13 protein-coding genes and 1 pseudogene are annotated in these 16,440 nt (G+C 71.0%); 9 read left to right on the top strand and 5 right to left on the bottom strand.

What is annotated here, in order from left to right; genetic code table 11:
* Window positions 1-101: 101 nt before the first annotated feature.
* The gene (locus ADK67_RS20050; protein ID WP_197289536.1) at window positions 102-614 is read right to left on the bottom strand and encodes an AMP-binding protein; all 513 of its coding nucleotides are present in this window, start codon (window positions 612-614) and stop codon (window positions 102-104) included.
* 228 nt (window positions 615-842) lie between these two features.
* On the opposite strand from ADK67_RS20050, the gene ADK67_RS20045 reads away from it, so the two are divergent.
* From ADK67_RS20045 to ADK67_RS20020, 6 genes are read left to right on the top strand one after another with little or no spacing between them, the layout of a single operon-like run.
* The gene (locus tag ADK67_RS20045) at window positions 843-1,949 is read left to right on the top strand and encodes an MCE family protein (RefSeq protein WP_082403624.1); all 1,107 of its coding nucleotides are present in this window, start codon (window positions 843-845) and stop codon (window positions 1,947-1,949) included.
* A gap of 24 nt (window positions 1,950-1,973) precedes the next feature.
* On the top strand, window positions 1,974-2,990 hold the full coding sequence (locus ADK67_RS20040; RefSeq protein WP_053717980.1) for an MCE family protein: 1,017 nt from the start codon (window positions 1,974-1,976) through the stop codon (window positions 2,988-2,990).
* Entirely contained in the window at window positions 2,987-3,967 is a 981-nt protein-coding gene (locus ADK67_RS20035) for an MCE family protein (RefSeq protein WP_053717979.1), read from the top strand. The genes ADK67_RS20040 and ADK67_RS20035 overlap by 4 nt, the downstream gene beginning before the upstream one ends.
* Window positions 3,967-4,974, top strand: coding sequence for an MCE family protein (locus ADK67_RS20030; protein ID WP_053718036.1), 1,008 nt, complete (start codon window positions 3,967-3,969; stop codon window positions 4,972-4,974). The genes ADK67_RS20035 and ADK67_RS20030 overlap by 1 nt, the downstream gene beginning before the upstream one ends.
* Complete coding sequence (locus tag ADK67_RS20025; protein WP_053717978.1) at window positions 4,971-5,936, top strand: MCE family protein; 966 nt, start codon at window positions 4,971-4,973, stop codon at window positions 5,934-5,936. The genes ADK67_RS20030 and ADK67_RS20025 overlap by 4 nt, the downstream gene beginning before the upstream one ends.
* Entirely contained in the window at window positions 5,936-7,030 is a 1,095-nt protein-coding gene (locus tag ADK67_RS20020; protein WP_053717977.1) for an MCE family protein, read from the top strand. Before ADK67_RS20025 ends, ADK67_RS20020 begins: the two co-directional genes overlap by 1 nt.
* Here the strand turns inward: ADK67_RS20020 and ADK67_RS20015 are convergent.
* The 4 genes from ADK67_RS20015 to ADK67_RS20000 form a co-directional block, all read right to left on the bottom strand.
* Window positions 7,027-8,298, bottom strand: a complete 1,272-nt coding sequence (locus ADK67_RS20015; protein WP_053717976.1) for a PIN-like domain-containing protein — start codon at window positions 8,296-8,298, stop codon at window positions 7,027-7,029. The genes ADK67_RS20020 and ADK67_RS20015 overlap by 4 nt on opposite strands.
* Before the next feature lie 33 nt (window positions 8,299-8,331).
* A complete protein-coding gene (locus tag ADK67_RS20010) occupies window positions 8,332-8,712 on the bottom strand; it encodes a YchJ family protein (protein ID WP_053717975.1) in 381 nt (126 codons plus the stop codon).
* On the bottom strand, window positions 8,709-9,014 hold the full coding sequence (locus ADK67_RS20005) for a hypothetical protein (protein WP_157620618.1): 306 nt from the start codon (window positions 9,012-9,014) through the stop codon (window positions 8,709-8,711). Before ADK67_RS20005 ends, ADK67_RS20010 begins: the two co-directional genes overlap by 4 nt.
* Before the next feature lie 84 nt (window positions 9,015-9,098).
* Window positions 9,099-10,526, bottom strand: a complete 1,428-nt coding sequence (locus ADK67_RS20000; RefSeq protein ID WP_082403623.1) for a glycoside hydrolase family 6 protein — start codon at window positions 10,524-10,526, stop codon at window positions 9,099-9,101.
* A 429-nt stretch (window positions 10,527-10,955) separates the two neighbouring features.
* Here ADK67_RS20000 and ADK67_RS19995 point away from each other — a divergent pair.
* The 3 genes and pseudogenes from ADK67_RS19995 to ADK67_RS19990 all read left to right on the top strand — a co-directional run.
* A pseudogene (locus ADK67_RS19995) lies at window positions 10,956-12,794 on the top strand (glycoside hydrolase family 3 protein); the annotation flags it as partial.
* 108 nt (window positions 12,795-12,902) lie between these two features.
* Entirely contained in the window at window positions 12,903-13,190 is a 288-nt protein-coding gene (locus ADK67_RS53770; protein ID WP_231648278.1) for a cellulose binding domain-containing protein, read from the top strand.
* A gap of 216 nt (window positions 13,191-13,406) precedes the next feature.
* Complete coding sequence (locus ADK67_RS19990) at window positions 13,407-16,349, top strand: glycoside hydrolase family 9 protein (protein WP_082403621.1); 2,943 nt, start codon at window positions 13,407-13,409, stop codon at window positions 16,347-16,349.
* The last annotated feature ends 91 nt before the right edge of the window (window positions 16,350-16,440 follow it).

The raw sequence follows: 16,440 nt of genomic DNA, 5'->3' as shown, positions 1-16,440 counted from the left end.
TTCCGAACACTGTATTTTTGATCATGAAAAGTTGTCAACCAGGGCGCACTCGCATGACAAAGTCGCCAGTGTTGTTGTGCGCGGCGTGACAAAAACCGGCGCTAGCGGAGCTGCCGGCGCAGCACCTTCCCGGTCGCGTTGCGCGGCGGGCGGCCGACCGTGCCCGGCGCCTCGCGCAGGTCGGCCGGCGTGGCCACGGTCGCCACCGCCCCGGAGCTGAGCACCACCCGCAACGCCGACAGGTCGTGCGACTCCAGTTCCAGCGGACCGAGGTCGAGGATGCGCTGGAGCATGGTCGGCACGAGCATCAACGCGGTGGCCCGGTGCCGTGCCGCCGACTCCACCGTCCGGCTCGCGTCGAACCTGCGCGCCAGCACCACCGCCGAACCCGGGCCCAGCGCGAGCACCAGGTGCGCGAAGCCGATGCCGTGGAACATCGGCGCGGCGATCACCGCCGTGGCGTCGGGCTGTTCGCGCACGGCACGCCGCACCGACCCGAGCAGTGGGCGCCGGGCGCGCACCTCGACCAGCGAGCGCAGCGCCCGATCGGGCCGGCGCGCCTGGACCACCCCGGCGCGGTGGAGCACCCGAACGCAGTGCGGCAGATGTGACACGCGTGCACCCCCCGATTCTCGACAACGCCCATCATTGGTAGCCGCACCGCGGGCCGGGGCGCCAGGCCCCGATCGGCTTTGTGCATCCGGGTGAGTGTTTCGCGAACCGACTTTGTCACGTGCTTGACAAGGATTTCCGGTTGCTTGTGCGGTGGGACGTCCGTTAGTAACGTACTCGTCGGTAACGTCATTTCGGTTTATTCACACCGCACCTTTCGGAGAATACCCGTGGCATTGCGCCGTCGCCTGCTGGGGCTGCTGTTCGCGGCCCTTCTGGTCGCGCTGTGCGGTTTGTCCGTCGCGGCGTACCAGAAGGTGTTCACGTCCCGGGTGACCGTGCTGCTGCGCACCGACCACGTCGGCAACCAGCTCCAGGCGGAGTCGGACGTGAAGCTGCTCGGCGTGCTGGTCGGGGAGGTGCGGGAGATCCGCTCGCACGGCGACGGCGCCGAGATCGAACTCGGCCTGCACCCGGACCAGGTCGGCCGCATCCCGGCGAACGTGTCCGCCCGGCTGCTGCCGAAGACGCTGTTCGGCGAGCGGTTCGTCAGCCTGGAACTCCCGGACGACCCGACGGGCGCGCTCGACGACGGCGCCGTGATCGAGCAGGACCGCACGTCCGGCGCGATCGAGCTGGAACGGGTGCTCGGCGACCTGCTGCCCACGTTGCAGGCCGTGCGGCCGGACAAGCTGTCGTCCGCGCTGACGTCGATGGCGCAGGCGCTGGACGGGCGCGGCGCGACGCTCGGGCAGACGATCGTGGCGCTGGACGCGTACCTGCGCGAGCTGAACCCGCAGCTGCCCGTGCTCAAGGAGGACATCACCAGGTTCGCCGACGTCACCGGCCTGTACGCGGACGCCGGACCGGACCTGGTGGCGGCGTTGAAGGACGCCACCGCGGTCAGCCGCACGCTCGCCGAGCAACGCGCCGACCTCGACGCCGTCTACTCCAGCCTCACCACCGCGTCCGCCGACCTGACGGGTTTCCTGCGCGCCAACGGGGAGACGGTGGTGGCGCTGGCGGACCGGTCGCGGCCGACGTTCGAGCTGTTCGCCACCTACTCGCCCGAGTTCGGCTGCGTGCTGAGCGCGGTCAACGCCATCCGGCCGCGGATGGACCAGGTGCTCGGCAAGGGCACCGACCAGCCGGGCCTGCACGCGGAGATCACCGTCGTGCCGCCGGGTGACGCGTACGTGCCCGGGCGGGACGACCCGGCGCACCGACGGGGCGGCGGTCCGCACTGCCCGTCCGGGCCGCTCAACGCCGTCGCGCCGGACCAGCTGCCCGAGTGGGCCGGGCTGCTCGTGGACGGACCGACGACGGGGCGCAGATGAGAGGGAACAGATGAGGGGGCGCAGATGAGGAACGTTGCCGCGCCGTTGACCAAGTTCCTCGTGTTCGTCGTGGTCACGGTCGCCGCCACCTGGTTCCTCGCGGCGACCATCGCGGGCAGCCAGGTGGGCTCCACGGCCGTCTACCAGGCGCGGTTCACCGACGTCACGGCGTTGGCCGAGGGCGACGACGTGCGCATGTCCGGGGTGAAGGTCGGCCAGATCGAGTCGCTGGAGCTGGTCGACGACGAGCTGGTGGACGTCGGGTTCTCCGTCGCGGACGGCCGGTCGCTGTCCGCCGACGTGACCGCCACCATCAAGTACCGCAACCTGGTCGGCCAGCGGTACGTCGCGCTGGAGCAGCCCGCCGGACGGCTGGGGGAGAAGCTCGCGCCCGGCGGCCTCATCCCGGTCGAGCGGACCACCCCGGCGCTGGACCTGACGACGTTGTTCAACGGGTTCAAGCCGCTGTTCCAGGCGCTGAACCCGGAGGACGTCAACAAGCTGTCGCACGAGATCGTCCAGGTGCTGCAGGGCGAGGGCGGCACGGTGGAGAGCCTGCTCGCGCACACCGCCTCGCTCACCACCACGTTGGCCGCCAAGGACGACGTCATCGGCAAGGTCGTGGAGAACCTGAACGCGGTGCTGGAGACGGTGAACTCGCGGGACGACCGGTTCGGCGAGCTGCTGACCTCGCTGCGGCGGCTCGTGTCCGGGTTCGCCGCCGACCGGGAGCCGATCGGCAACGCCATCACCGGCCTGGCCGCGTTGAGCGACAGCACGGCGTCGCTGCTGGAGCAGGGCCGCCAACCGCTCAAGGACGACATCGCCGCGCTCGGGCTGCTCGCCGGCAACCTCGCGAACGCGCCCGAGCTGGAGCCGTTCATCCGGAACCTGCCGGTGAAGTTCGAGGCCGTCGGCCGCACCGCGTCCTACGGCTCCTGGCTCAACTTCTACCTGTGCTTCGCCTCCTCGCAGGCGCCGCCCGCGCCCGGCGGACCGCCGGTGGGCATCCCCGTCACCGAATCGAGGTGTCACCGATGACGTCCGGAAGGCCGGCACGCAGACCGGTGTTGCTGGGAGCCGTCGGCCTCCTGGTCATCGCGGCCACCGCCCTGCTCACCTTCTTCCTGGAGGACCTGCCGTTCTTCGGCGGCGGCGCCAAGCACACCGCCGAGTTCACCGAAGCGGCCGGCCTGCGCGTGGACGACGAGGTCCGCGTGGCGGGCCTGAAGGTCGGCACGGTGACCGACGTCGAGCTGCACGACGGCCGGGTGCGGGTGACGTTCCGGGTCAGCGGGGTGGAGCTGGGCGACCGCAGCCGGGCCGAGATCCGGATCAAGACCCTGCTCGGGCAGAAGTACCTGGCGCTGGACTCCGAGGGCCGCGACCCGCTCACCGGCACCATCCCGGTCGAGCGCACCACCTCGCCGTACGACGTGATCGAGGCGTTCAGCGGGCTGTCTACCACCGTCAGCGAGATCGACACCGACCGGCTGGCGCGGAGCTTCGAGGTGCTCTCGGACACCTTCCGCGACTCGCCCGAGCACGTGAAGCAGGCGTTGGACGGGCTGTCGGCGCTGTCGAAGACCATCTCCTCGCGCGACGAGCAGCTGGCGTCGCTGATCAAGGGAGCGAACCGGGTCAGCGGGGCGTTGGCGGAGCGCAACAACGACTTCGCCGCGCTCATCACCGACGGCAACCTGCTGCTGGCGGAGATCGGGCGCCGCCGTGACGCGATCGCGGCGCTGCTCGACGGCACGCGGGAGCTGTCCCGGCAGCTGTCCGGCCTGGTCGCGGACAACAGCGAGCAGCTGCGGCCCGCGCTGGAGCAGCTGGAACGCGTCACCGACGTGCTGCGGAACAACCAGGACGCGCTGGACCGGGGCCTCGCGCTGGCCGGGCCGTACTACCGGGTGCTGAACAACTCCCTGGGCAACGGCCAGTGGGTCGACACCTACCTGTGCGGGCTCGTGGTCGACCCGGGCGCGCGGCGCGACTGCCCGACGGGAGGCCGCTGATGTTCGTGCGCACGCGTGGTCGTCGCCGGTTGGTGGTGGCGTTGGCGCAGGGGTTCGTGCTGGTGCTCGTGGCGGCGGCCGCGGTGTGGTGGATCTTCCTGCGGCCGTCGTCGACGCGGGTCGCCGCCTACTTCACCGCCGCCGTCGGCGTGTACGAGGGCTCGGACGTGCGGGTGCTCGGGGTGCGGGTGGGCCAGGTCGTCGGCGTGCTGCCCGAAGGCGGGGCGGTGCGGGTCGACCTCGAACTCGACCACGGCGTGGACGTGCCCGCGGACGCCCGTGCCGTGGTCGTGTCGCCGAACATCGTGGCCGACCGGTACGTGCAGCTCACGCCCGTCTACACCGGGGGCGACAAGATCGCGCCCGGCGCCGTGATCACCAGTGCGCGCACGGCGGGCACGGTCGAGCTGGACGAGCTGTACTCCAGCCTGGACGCGCTGCTGACCGCGCTGGGGCCGAACGGGGCCAACCGCAAGGGCGCGCTGTCCGACCTGCTGAGCACGGGTGCGGCGAACCTCGACGGGAACGGCACGGCGCTGGGCGAGTCGATCCGGCAGCTCGCCGACGCGGCGAAGACGTTGGCCGGATCGCGGGACGACCTGTTCGGGACCGTGGACAACCTCCAGTCGTTCACGTCGATGCTCGCGGCGAACGACGAGCAGGTGGGGCGGTTGGCCGACCAGCTGGCCGACGTGTCCGGCTTCTTCGCCGCCGAACGGGAAGACCTGGGCGCGGCGTTGGGCGAGCTGGCCACGGCGCTGGAGCAGGTGCGGGGATTCGTGCACGACAACCGGGACCGGGTGAAGTCCAGTGTGGAGGACCTGGCGGTGCTGACCGGAACCCTTGTGCGGCAACAGGAGTCGTTGACCGAGATGCTGGAGGTCGCGCCGGTCGCGTTGCACAACGTGGTGAACGCCTACGACCCGGCGACGGGGACGTTGAACGCGCGGGCCAACCTGAGCGAGTTCGTCACCGACCTGCTGAGCGTGCCCGGGGGTGCGCGGTGAGGCGGCTGGCGGCGGTGGGGCTCGTGCTCGTGCTGACGGGGTGTTCGGCGATGCCGAGCGCGTACGACCTGCCGCTGCCCGGCGGCGCCGACCTCGGCGACCGGCCGTACCGGGTGACCGTCGAGTTCGACGACGTGCTCGACCTCGTGCCGCACGCCGGCGTGAAGGTGGACGACGTGGCGGTGGGCAAGGTCGAGGACATCGGGCTGTCCGAGGACGGCGCCACGGCGTTGGTGCGGGTCGCGGTGCGCGGTGACGTGCTGCTGCCGTCGAACGCCCTCGCCCGGCTGCGGCAGTCGAGCCTGCTGGGGGAGAAGTACGTGGAGCTGGCCGTGCCGGACGAGCGGTCGGCGTCGCCGTTGGTGGACGGCGCGGTGATCCCGGTGACGCGCACCAACCGCAACCCCGAGGTGGAGGAGGTGTTCGGCGCGCTGTCGATGCTGCTCAACGGCGGCGGCATCGCGCAGATCCGGGACATCTCGCGGGAGCTGAGCGCGGCGTTGTCCGGCAACGAGGCCGCGGTGAGGTCACTGTTGTCCACTGTGGACTCGTTCGTCGGTGCGATGGACTCGCACAAGGGTGAGATCACGCGTGCTCTTGAGGGGATGGACAAGCTCGCGTCGTCCCTGGAGTCGCGCAAGGGGGACATCGGCGAGGTGCTGGACGGGTTGGAGCCGGGCCTGCGGGTGCTGCACGACCAGCGCGGGCAGCTCGTCGGGCTGCTGAACGCGTTGCGGGAGCTGTCCGACGTCGCGGTGGACACGGTGAACCGCAGCCGTGACGACCTGGTGGCCGACCTGCGGGCGTTGGAGCCGACGTTGCGGCAGCTCGCCGAATCCGGGCAGAACCTGCCGCAGTCGCTGGAGATGCTGCTGACGTTCCCGTTCACCGACGCCGTGCTCGACGGCATCAAGGGCGACTACCTCAACACCTACCTGACCCTGAAGCCTGGAGCGCGGTGATGATCACTCGACGGATCAGGGTGCAGATCGCGTTGTTCGCGGTCGTCGCGCTGCTCGGCGTCACGTACGTGAGCGCGAAGTACGTCGGGCTCGTGGTGGTGGACGACGGCTACGTGGTCCGGCTGGAGCTGGCCCGGACCGGCGGCCTGTTCACCGGCGGCGAGGTGACGTACCGGGGCGTGCCGGTGGGTCGGGTCGGGCCGATCCGGTTGGGCGACGGGCAGGTCGAGGTCGAGCTGCGCATCGCGGCGGGCGCGCCGCCGATCCCGGTCGACCTGGAGGCCGTGGTCGCGAACCGCTCGGCCGTGGGCGAGCAGTACGTCGACCTCCGGCCGCGCCGCGACAGCGGGCCGCACCTCGGTGACGGTTCGGTGATCGAGCGGTCGCGGACCAGGCTGCCGCTGCCGGTGGAACAGGTGTTGACCAGCCTGGACGACCTGGCGCGTTCGGTGCCGGTCGAGTCGCTGCGGACCGTGGTGGACGAGCTCGACCAGGCGTTGCGGGGTACCGGGCCGGACCTCCAGGTGCTGCTGGACGCGACGACGGAGTTCATCGGGACGGCCGGCGCGCACCTGCCGCAGACCACGCGGCTGCTGAACGACTCCGTGGCGGTGCTGCGCACGCAGCTGGACCACTCGGCGGCGATCAACTCGTTCGCCGACAGCGCGCTGCTGGTGGCGTCGCGGCTGCGTGAGGCGGACGGCGACCTGCGGCGGCTGATCGGGGCCGTGCCGGGCGCGTCGGCGGAGGTGAGCGCCTTGCTGCGGGAGTCGGGGCCCAACCTCGGCGTCGTGCTGGCCAACCTCCTGACCACGGCGGACGTGCTCGTCACCCGGCAGGGCGCGCTGGAGGAAGTCCTGGTGACGGTGCCGGACGCCGTGTCGGTGGGCGCTTCGACCGTCGCGTCCGGCCAGGCGCGGTTCGGGCTGGCCCTGACGTTCTTCGAACCCCCGCCGTGCCACGCGGGCTACGAGTCCACCTCGCGCAAGTCCGGCCTCGACACGTCCGCCGGCCCGTTCAACACGGCCGCCGCCTGCACCCTCCCGCGCGGCTCCGCCACCGGCGTCCGCGGCTCGCAGAACGTCCCGCGCTAGTCGGAGTCGCCGTCCGGTTCGTCGTTCTCGGTCAAGACGGCCATCATGTCGTGCGGGATCTCGAACCCGACCAGCTCCACGCCGCTGAACACGGGGGTCAGCGCCGATGCGACACCTCGCGCGACGACGCCCCGGCTCTGCAACATGCGGGTGATGCGGTGGACCGGATCGGTGAAGTCGTGCGGTATCCCACCGTCGTAGGTCCCGCTCAGGCCGATCGTCCTGTTGTCGATGAACCCGCCGAGCCGGGCCGCCTGACGGATGATCTCGGCCTGCGGCCGTTCCTCGAAGTCGAGGAGGCGGAGCAGTTCAGCCACGCCGGCGGCCGACCAGGTTGCCTGCTCCCGGTTCTCACTCACCCGCGCGACGTCGCTCACCGATTCGCTGCGCACCTCGACGTCGAGCGCGGACGCCCGCCTGAGGAGGTCGACGGGCCGCATCATGTAGAGCTGCTTGCCGGACTCGGCGGCGAACTGCTCCACCAGTTCGACGCGCGGACCGAGGAACTCCGACCGGTAGCGCCACCACCAGTCCTCCTTCTCGTCGCCGGTCACGAAGAGCAGGTCGGTGTCGCGCCGTGCCGCCTCCTGGACCGCCTGCGCCCAGACGAGGTAGTCGCCCGCCGCTCCTTCGGGCAGGCTCGACTCGTCCTTGCCCGCGTCGAGGTAGCCGGGCGGCTCCTTCGCGGCGGCACGTCGTTTGCCCTCCTTGACCAGCTCGGTCCACCGGGTGGGCTCGGGCTTCGCGCCCACCTTGCCGCCCAGGAGCGCTTCCAACTGGTCGAGCACCGGCTCGCGTCCCGGCATTCCCGGCGAGTCGGGCGACGGCGGGGTGTGCGAGCCGATGGCGTCCACCAGTTCCTGGTGCAGCGCGGCGACCTGGCCCACGAGGTCGTCGCGGACCGCGTCGGCCAAGGCCGTGGTCTTCGCCCACTGGTGCAGCGCGGCGTCAGCGGCTCTCTGCTGTTTGGCCAGAGCTTCGAGCACCTGGTCGGTGGCCGTCGCACGGCCCGCCAGGACCGTCAGCCGGTTGCGCCAGAACTCGCGCATCACCTGGTGCGGCACCCACAGCCGGTCGCCCACCCCGCGCAGCAGGCCGAGCAGGTCGTCCCGGGTCGACTCGTTGTACCGGTAGAGGTTGAGCAGCACGTTCGCGTCGACCACGACCAGCGCGGAGCGGAGGGCTTCCGCCAACTCGTCCTCGGACGGACGCCGATAGCCGGGGAAGGCGTCGTAGATGCCTGAGTTGCCCTCTGCCTGCTCGACCATGTCCGGTAGATCGTCAGGGCGGCGGTCGGTGTTTCAGGCGGGGGAGACGTAGAACCAGGCGCCGTCCTCGCGGACGAAGCTGCTGTTCTCGTGCAGCACGTCCCGGTGGCCCTGCCAGCGGTAATGGGCGCGGAACTCCACGGTGCCCGTCGTCTGGAACGGCGTGCCGCCGGTGTGCGAGAGGATCTCCAGGTGGGTCCAGCTCTGGTCCGGGTCCAGGTCCAGGGACGCCGGGCGGGTGCTGGGGTGCCACGTGGCCAGGAGGTAGTCCTCGTCGCCCACCGCGAACGCGCTGTAGCGGGAGCGCATGAGGGCTTCGGCGGTCGGCGCCTGGCGGCGGCCCCGGTGGAACGGGCCGCAGCACGCCTCGTACGGCTCGCCCCGGCCGCACGGGCAGCGGTCGGGCACGCTCATTCCGGCCGGTCGCACGCGGTGCGGCCGGAACGGTCGTAGCGCACCCACGCCAGCGCGTTCTCCGCCTCACGGTCACCGGCCGCCGCCTCCGCGGACAGCGAGGCGTGCACCTGGTACCGCAGGTCGGCGGGCACGGCCGGGTTGGTCAGCAGGTTCGCGCGGATCGCCGGGCGCGGGTCGTCGGCCAGCAGCGCCAACGCCTCGGCGGGCGCGGTCGGGTCGGTCGACAGCGCCTCGCGCACCGCGTCGTCCGGGTCGCCGGCCAGGGCCACGCCCCGGGCGACGGACATCGGTTCGGTCACGTGCACAAGGATATAAGGAGAGCGGCTCCCCTCCCGTTGACTGCCAGTCGGGGAGGGGAGCCGCATGAGGGCTGGGCTACGGCGTCAGCCGCACGCCACACCGTTCAAAGTGGGAGAAGTGAACGGTGGGGTACCGCCGCTGAAGCTCGCGTTGTACCCGATGGTCGCGGTACCACCGGTCGCGAGTCCGCCGTTCCAGGCCGCGTTGCCGACGCGGACGATGTCGCCGCCGTCGGTCCACGTCCCGTTCCAGCCCTGGGAAACGGTCACACCGGGCGCGGAGAACGTCAGGGTCCAGCCGTTGAGGGCCGCGCCCCGGTTCTCGATGACGATCTCACCGGTGTAACCGCCCGACCACTGGCTCACCACGCGGTGCGTCACCCTGCATCCGTCCCCTGGAGGCGGAGTGGTGGTCGTGGTGGAAGTGGTCGTGGAAGTAGTTGTAGTGGTGGAGGTGGTGGTCGACGTCGAAGTGCTCAAGGACGTCGTGCTGGTCGGACCCGCCGCGATCGCCATGTCGTACGCCCGCTGCGGCACGAACTGGCCCGCACCCGCGATGCAGCCGTCGGCCTCACCGGGGAGCTTGATCCACAGGAACGCGTCGATCTGCGAGTCGCCCGTGTTGGTGGTGCTCGCCGTGCCGATCGCCCGGCCCGCCGGGTCGCACCACTCGTCGCCCAACGGCCCGTTGCCGTTGCGGCTGGTGTCGATGACCGCCTTGAACCGCGAGTCGCCCAGGTTGTTGAGCACGGCCTTGGCGAACGCCACCTCGTCACGGGTGTGCCGGTAGTTCGACACGTTCGTGGAGATGCCGTCGGCGCTGTTGGCGATGTCCGCGCCGCGGAGCCGCTGCCCGGCCTCGGCCGGGGTCAGCCACGCCGAGTGGCCGATGTCGAAGTACACCTTGGTCTGCGCGGAACCGCTCTTGAGCTTCTTGCCCGCGTAGGCCATCGACGCCATCGTCTCGGCCTGCTGCGAGGAGCTCTGGCAGTTGGTCATGATCGGCAGCACGTCGGGTTCCAGGACGATCGACGCCGGCCGGCCCGCGATGCCCGCGGCGACCTGGTCGACCCACGCCCGGTAAGCCGAGTGCGAGGGCGCGCCGCCGCCGCTCGCGCCCCCGCAGTCTCGGTTCGGCACGTTGTAGACGACCAGGATCGGGATCTTCCCGGCCGCCGCCGCCGCGCCGACGAATGCGTCGACCTGCCCCCTGACCTCGGAGGTGTTGGTCGTGGTGAACCACCGCGCCTGCGGCGTGTTGACGATCCGGTCGCGGATCACCGCGGCCCTCGAGTCGTTCGGGTTCTGCGCGACCCACCTCGCCGCTGAGGTGTTCGGGTCGACGTAGAACGCCGAGTCGGCCGCCTGCGCGGTCGTCGCGCCACCGCCGAGGACCAGTGCGACGGCACTGGCGACCAGTGCGCTGGAGAGCGCGCCCGCCGCGGCCAGCCTCGTCTTGTGACGTGGCCGGCGTACGTCGGAGCCGGAGTCGTGGGCCTTGTGTGCTCGCATCGGAAGGTCCTCGCAGCGTCGGTGCTGAACGGGGGCTGACTTCGACTGGGAGCGCTCCCAGGTGGCAGGACTGTAGCCAGTGGGAAACGGTGAAGAAAAGAGGGCGTGATCAACTGATGACCCCCACCGCTTCTTACGGTCCGTGAAGAAAACGCCGGATGAACCGTGCCTGAGACGGGCCGGCCGCCGATGAACAGGGTGTTCACCACTGAGGGTAAGCATTTTGGCGGTCGACTAGCCCGATCAGGTGACTGAGATCCAGGTCACGGCGGAGTCGAAGTTGATGTCCGAAATTCGTCGAATTGCGCCGTGCGGCGGCATTGTCGTTACGCCGAAAAGTCGAACTCTGGTGCTTTAAACCGGACATTCCTAGTCTGGGAACGCTCCCATACCCCTCTCCGACCCTGTTCTCGACCCGGAGGCAACGCAATGACGCGCACTCCCTCCCGACCTGTCGCGGTGGCGGCGACGACGGCCCTCCTGGCGGCCGTCGCCCTCGCCGCCACCGTGCTGGTGCCGCACCTGCGACCGGTGGCGACCGCGCAAGTGGCGGCCCAGGCCGACCCGCGGGTCGAGCAGCTGCTCGCCCGCATGTCGCTGGACGACAAGGTCGGCCAGATGACCCAGGTCGACCGCGGCGCCCTCGACTCCACCGCGGACCTGGCCACCTACCGGATCGGCTCGCTGCTGTCCGGCGGCGGCTCCGCGCCGACGCCGAACACGCCCCAGTCGTGGGCCGACATGTACGACAACTTCCAGCGCACGGCCCTGTCCACGCCGTTGGGCATCCCGCTGATCTACGGCGTGGACGCGGTGCACGGGCACAACAACGTGCGCGGCGCGACGATCTTCCCGCACAACATCGGCCTGGGCGCCACGCGTGACCCGGAGCTGGTCAAGCGCATCGGCGAGGTCACCGCGAAGGAGGTCGCGGGCACCGGCATCGACTGGAACTTCGCGCCCTGCCTGTGCGTGGCGCGCGACGACCGGTGGGGCCGGACCTACGAGTCGTTCGGCGAGGTGCCGGAGATCCCCACCGCGATGACGACCTACGTCGACGGCCTCCAGGGCGCGACCCTCGGCGGCACGCCGAGTTCCGTGCTCGCCACGGCGAAGCACTACATCGGCGACGGTGGCACCGCCGCGGGCGACGACCAGGGCGACGCGCGGATCACCGAGCAGGAGCTGCGCACGGTGCACCTGCCGCCGTTCAGGGCCGCCGTGGACCGGGGCGTCGGCTCGGTGATGATCTCCTACAGCAGCTGGAACGGCGTCAAGGCGCACGGCCACCGCTACCTGATCACCGACGTGCTCAAGACCGAGCTCGGCTTCACCGGTTTCGTGGTCTCGGACTGGGCGGGCGTCGACCAGATCGACGGCGCGACCGGGTTCACCGGCGCCGAGGTCGCCGCGGCGGTCAACGCGGGCATCGACATGGTCATGGTGCCGACCGACTACCGGCGGTTCATCAGCCTGCTCAAGGCCGAGGTCCAGGCCGGGCGCGTGCCGATGGCCCGGATCGACGACGCCAACCGCCGCATCCTGACCAAGAAGTTCGAGCTGGGCCTGTTCGAGCGCCCGCTCACCGACCGGTCGCTGACCTCGACGGTCGGCTCGGCCGCGCACCGCGACCTGGCCCGCCAGGCGGTGCGGCAGTCGCAGGTGCTGCTGCGCAACGACGGCGTGCTGCCGCTGGCCAAGTCCGGCCGGTACTTCGTCGCGGGCAAGTCGGCCGACGACATCGGCCACCAGAGCGGCGGCTGGACGATCTCCTGGCAGGGCGGCAGCGGCAACGTCACGCCCGGCACCACGATCCTCCAGGGCATCCGCGACCTGGTCGGCAACGGCGCCGCGATCACCCACGACCGCTACGGCGCCGGGGTCGACGGCTCGTACGACGCGGCCATCGCGGTGGTCGGCGAGACCCCGTACGCCGAGGGCCAGGGCGACCGCCCGTACGGCCTCGGCATGGACCGCGAGGACCTGGAAACGATCAACCGGCTGCGGTCGGCGGGCATCCCGGTGGTCGTCGTGCTGGTGTCCGGACGCCCGATCGACTTCATCGGCCAGGAGGGCCACTGGAACGCGCTGCTCGCCTCCTGGCTGCCCGGCACCGAGGGCCGCGGCGTGGCCGACGTGCTGTTCGGCGACCACAACCCGACCGGAAAACTGCCCGTGACCTGGATGAACAGCGGCGCGCAGCAGCCGCTCAACGCCGGTGACGGCAAGGCCGCCCTCTACCCGCTCGGCCACGGCCTGAGCTACCGCCCGATCACGACCAGCACCACCCCGACCAGCACGACCAGCAGCACCACGACCACGACCCCGACGTCGACGAGCACCACGACGACCACCGCACCACCGCCCGGCGGCTGCGTGGCCACCGCGCGCCTCACCGGCTCCTGGCAGGGCGGTTTCCAGGTCGAGGTCACCGTGACCAACGCCGGCGCCGCCCGGCTGAACGGCTGGACCGTCACCTGGGCGAAGCTCGGCGGCCAGACGATCAACAGCCTGTGGAACGGCAAGGTGACCGAGACCGGGACGTCGGTGTCCGTGGACGACGTGGGCTGGAACGGCACGCTCGCACCGGGGACTTCGGGGTCCTTCGGGTACACGGCGACCGGTTCGGCGGCCACGCCCGAGCTGACCTGCCGGGCGAGGTAGCGCCGAGCCGTGGTCACGTTCTGGGAGCGCTCCCCCACGCTGGGTCATTCGGCCCAGCGCCGGCCAACGTTCGGCCCAGGGGTCGGGGGCCCGCAAGCCGAATTTGTCAAGGCTTTGTGGCTGAACCCTCTTTTCACGGTGTTTCGTTGCCGTTACAGTCCCGGACTGGGAGCGCTCCCAGAAAACCTCCACCGCCCTGCCCCTCGGAGGCACCGCATGCGACGACGCATGTCCGGAGCACTGGCCGGCACGCTAGCTGTGCTGGTCAGCGCCTTGACGCTGACCCCGTTCCAGCCGTCCGCGACGGCCGCGCCCGCGTTCAACTACGGCGAGGCCCTGCAGAAGTCGATCTGGTTCTACGACGCCCAGAGGTCCGGGGACCTGCCCGCGGACAACCGGGTGAACTGGCGCGGCGACTCGGCCCTGCGCGACGGCAGCGACGTCGGCCTCGACCTGTCGGGCGGCTTCTACGACGCGGGCGACCACGTCAAGTTCGGGCTGCCGTTCGCGGCCACGATGTCGATGCTGGCGTGGGGCGCGGTGGAGAACCGGGACGCCTACGAGAGCTCGGGCCAGCTGCGGCACCTGATGGCGAACCTCAAGTGGGGCACGGACTGGATCATCAAGGCGCACCCGTCGCCGAACGTGGTGTACGGGCAGGTCGGCAAGGGCGACGACGACCACAAGTGGTGGGGCGCGGCCGAGGTCATGCAGATGGCCCGCCCTTCGTACAAAGTGGACGCGTCCTGCCCCGGCTCCGACCTCGCGGGCGAGTACGCCGCGGCGATGGCGTCGGCCTCGATGGTGTTCAAGGCGACCGACCCGACCTACTCGGCGACGCTGCTGACTCACGCCAAGCAGCTCTACAGCTTCGCCGACACCTACCGCGGCAAGTACAGCTCCTGCATCACCGACTCGGCGAACTTCTACAACTCGTGGAGCGGCTACCAGGACGAGCTCGTGTGGGGCGCGATCTGGCTGTACCGCGCCACGGGCGACGCCAGCTACCTGGCCAAGGCCAAGGCGGAGTACCCGAAGCTGTCCACGGAGCCGCAGACGACCACGCGGTCCTACCGGTGGACCATCGCGTGGGACGACAAGTCCTACGGCGCCTACGTGCTGCTGGCCAAGCTCACCGGTGAGGCCGAGTACGTCGCCGACGCCAACCGGTGGCTGGACTACTGGACCACCGGCTACAACGGCAACCGTGTGCGGTACTCGCCGGGCGGCCAGGCGCACCTCGACACCTGGGGCTCGCTGCGGTACGCGGCCAACACCGCGTTCGTCGCGCTGGTCTACAGCGACTGGCTGCGCGAGCGCGACGCGGCGAGGGCGACCACCTACCACGACTTCGGCGCGCGGCAGATCAACTACGCGTTGGGCGACAACCCGCGCAACGCCAGCTACGTCGTCGGCTTCGGCGCCACGCCGCCGCGCAACCCGCACCACCGCACCGCGCACGGCGCGTGGGCCGACACCATGCAGGACCCGGTGACCAGCAGGCACGTCCTGTACGGCGCGCTGGTCGGCGGCCCCGGCACGAACAACGACGCGTACAAGGACGACCGCACCGACTTCGTCGCCAACGAGGTCGCGCTGGACTACAACGCCGGGTTCACCGGCGCGCTCGCCCGGCTCTACAAGGAGTACGGCGGCACGCCGCTGGCGAACTTCCCGGTCGCCGAGGCCACCGACGGTCCCGAGCTGACCGTGCAGGCCTCGGTCAACCAGAGCGCGCCCGGCTTCACCGAGGTCAAGGCGTTCGTCCTCAACAAGACCGCGTGGCCCGCCCGGATGTTCAACGGCTCGCTGCGCTACTACTTCACCCTCGACGGCGCCACCACGCCCGAGCAGATCACGGTCACCACGAACTACAACCAGTGCGGCACGCCCAGCGGCGCCAAGCAGCACAGCGGTTCGGTGTACTACGTGGACGTGCCGTGCCCCGGCGTGTACCCCGGCGGCCAGTCCGCGCACCGGCACGAGGTGCAGTTCCGCATCACCAGCGCGGGCACGTGGGACCCGACCAACGACTGGTCGTACGAGGGCCTCGGCACCGGCAACACGGTCGCGTTGACCGACCGCCTGGTGCTGGCCCAGGACGGCCAGGTGCAGTGGGGCAAGGAACCCGGTCCGGGGGTGGTGGACCGCGAGGCCCCCACCGTCCCGATCGGACTGCGCGCGTCCGGCGTCGGCGCCTCCAGCGTGACGCTGACCTGGACCGCGTCCACCGACAACGTCGGGGTGACCGGCTACGACGTGCTGCGGGCGGACGGCACGCTCGTAGGTGCCACGGCCACCCCGACGTTCCAGCTCACCGGCCTGACCCCGGGCGCGCACAGCTTCTCGGTGCGCGCCAAGGACGCCGCGGGCAACCGGTCGGCGGCGAGCACGCCGGTGTCGTTCACCATCGTGGTCGGTGACGACGACGAGCCGCCCACCGCGCCCGGCGGCCCGGTCGTGGGGTCCATCACCAGCACCGGCGCGACGTTGACCTGGACCGCGTCGTCGGACAACGTGGGCGTCGCCGGCTACGACATCGTCCGTCCGGACGGGACGGTCGCGGCCACCACCACGGGGGTGCGCCACCAGCTGACCGGCCTGACCGCGGACACCGCGTACACGTTCACCGTCCGCGCCAGGGACACCTCGGGCAACGTCTCCACGCCGAGCGCCGCGGTGACGTTCCGGACCACGCCGGGCGGCGCCACCGGCCCGGTCGTCGTGCAGCAGCGCGGCGGCGGGTCCGCGAGCGCCAACCAGATCGGCGCGACGCTCGCCGTCGTCAACCGCGGCACGACGGCGGTCGACCGGTCGACGATCACCCTGCGGTACTGGTTCACCGGCGACACCGCCAACGCCAACTACCAGGTGTTCTGCGACTGGGCGGTGGTCGGCTGCGCCAACGTGCGCGCCACCGTCGTGAAGCTGCCCACCGCTCGACCGGGCGCGGACGCCTACCTCCAGGTGTCGTTCGCCGCGGGGTCCCTCGCCGCGGGCGCGAGCACCGGCGACATCCAGTTGCGGGTGGCCAAGTCCGACTGGTCGACCTTCAACCAGGCCGACGACCACAGCTACCGGGTCTCCTCGACCCTCACCGACTTCGACCGGGTGACCGCCTACGCGGGCGGCGCCCTCGCCTGGGGCACGGAGCCCTGACACCCAGACTCGGCACGGGGCGTTCTGCGCGCCCAGGCGTCCCGTGCCGACTCCACTCTCCGCCACGCCCTTTCAAGCTCGCGGGTCAATG

Origin of the sequence: Saccharothrix sp. NRRL B-16348, assembly GCF_001280085.1 — a bacterium.
In the GTDB taxonomy this organism is placed as follows: domain Bacteria; phylum Actinomycetota; class Actinomycetes; order Mycobacteriales; family Pseudonocardiaceae; genus Actinosynnema.
Note: the sequence above shows the minus strand (reverse complement) of the source record. Positions and strands in the feature narration are given on the sequence as shown.

Coding starts and splice junctions, on each gene's coding strand:
- ADK67_RS20010 (WP_053717975.1), bottom strand. CDS start 8,712: ATGAGCGTGCCCGACCGCTGCCCGTGCGGCCGGGGCGAGCCGTACGAG.
- ADK67_RS20020 (WP_053717977.1), top strand. CDS start 5,936: ATGATCACTCGACGGATCAGGGTGCAGATCGCGTTGTTCGCGGTCGTC.
- ADK67_RS20000 (WP_082403623.1), bottom strand. CDS start 10,526: ATGCGAGCACACAAGGCCCACGACTCCGGCTCCGACGTACGCCGGCCA.
- ADK67_RS20015 (WP_053717976.1), bottom strand. CDS start 8,298: ATGGTCGAGCAGGCAGAGGGCAACTCAGGCATCTACGACGCCTTCCCC.
- ADK67_RS19990 (WP_082403621.1), top strand. CDS start 13,407: ATGCGACGACGCATGTCCGGAGCACTGGCCGGCACGCTAGCTGTGCTG.
- ADK67_RS20035 (WP_053717979.1), top strand. CDS start 2,987: ATGACGTCCGGAAGGCCGGCACGCAGACCGGTGTTGCTGGGAGCCGTC.
- ADK67_RS20030 (WP_053718036.1), top strand. CDS start 3,967: ATGTTCGTGCGCACGCGTGGTCGTCGCCGGTTGGTGGTGGCGTTGGCG.
- ADK67_RS20040 (WP_053717980.1), top strand. CDS start 1,974: ATGAGGAACGTTGCCGCGCCGTTGACCAAGTTCCTCGTGTTCGTCGTG.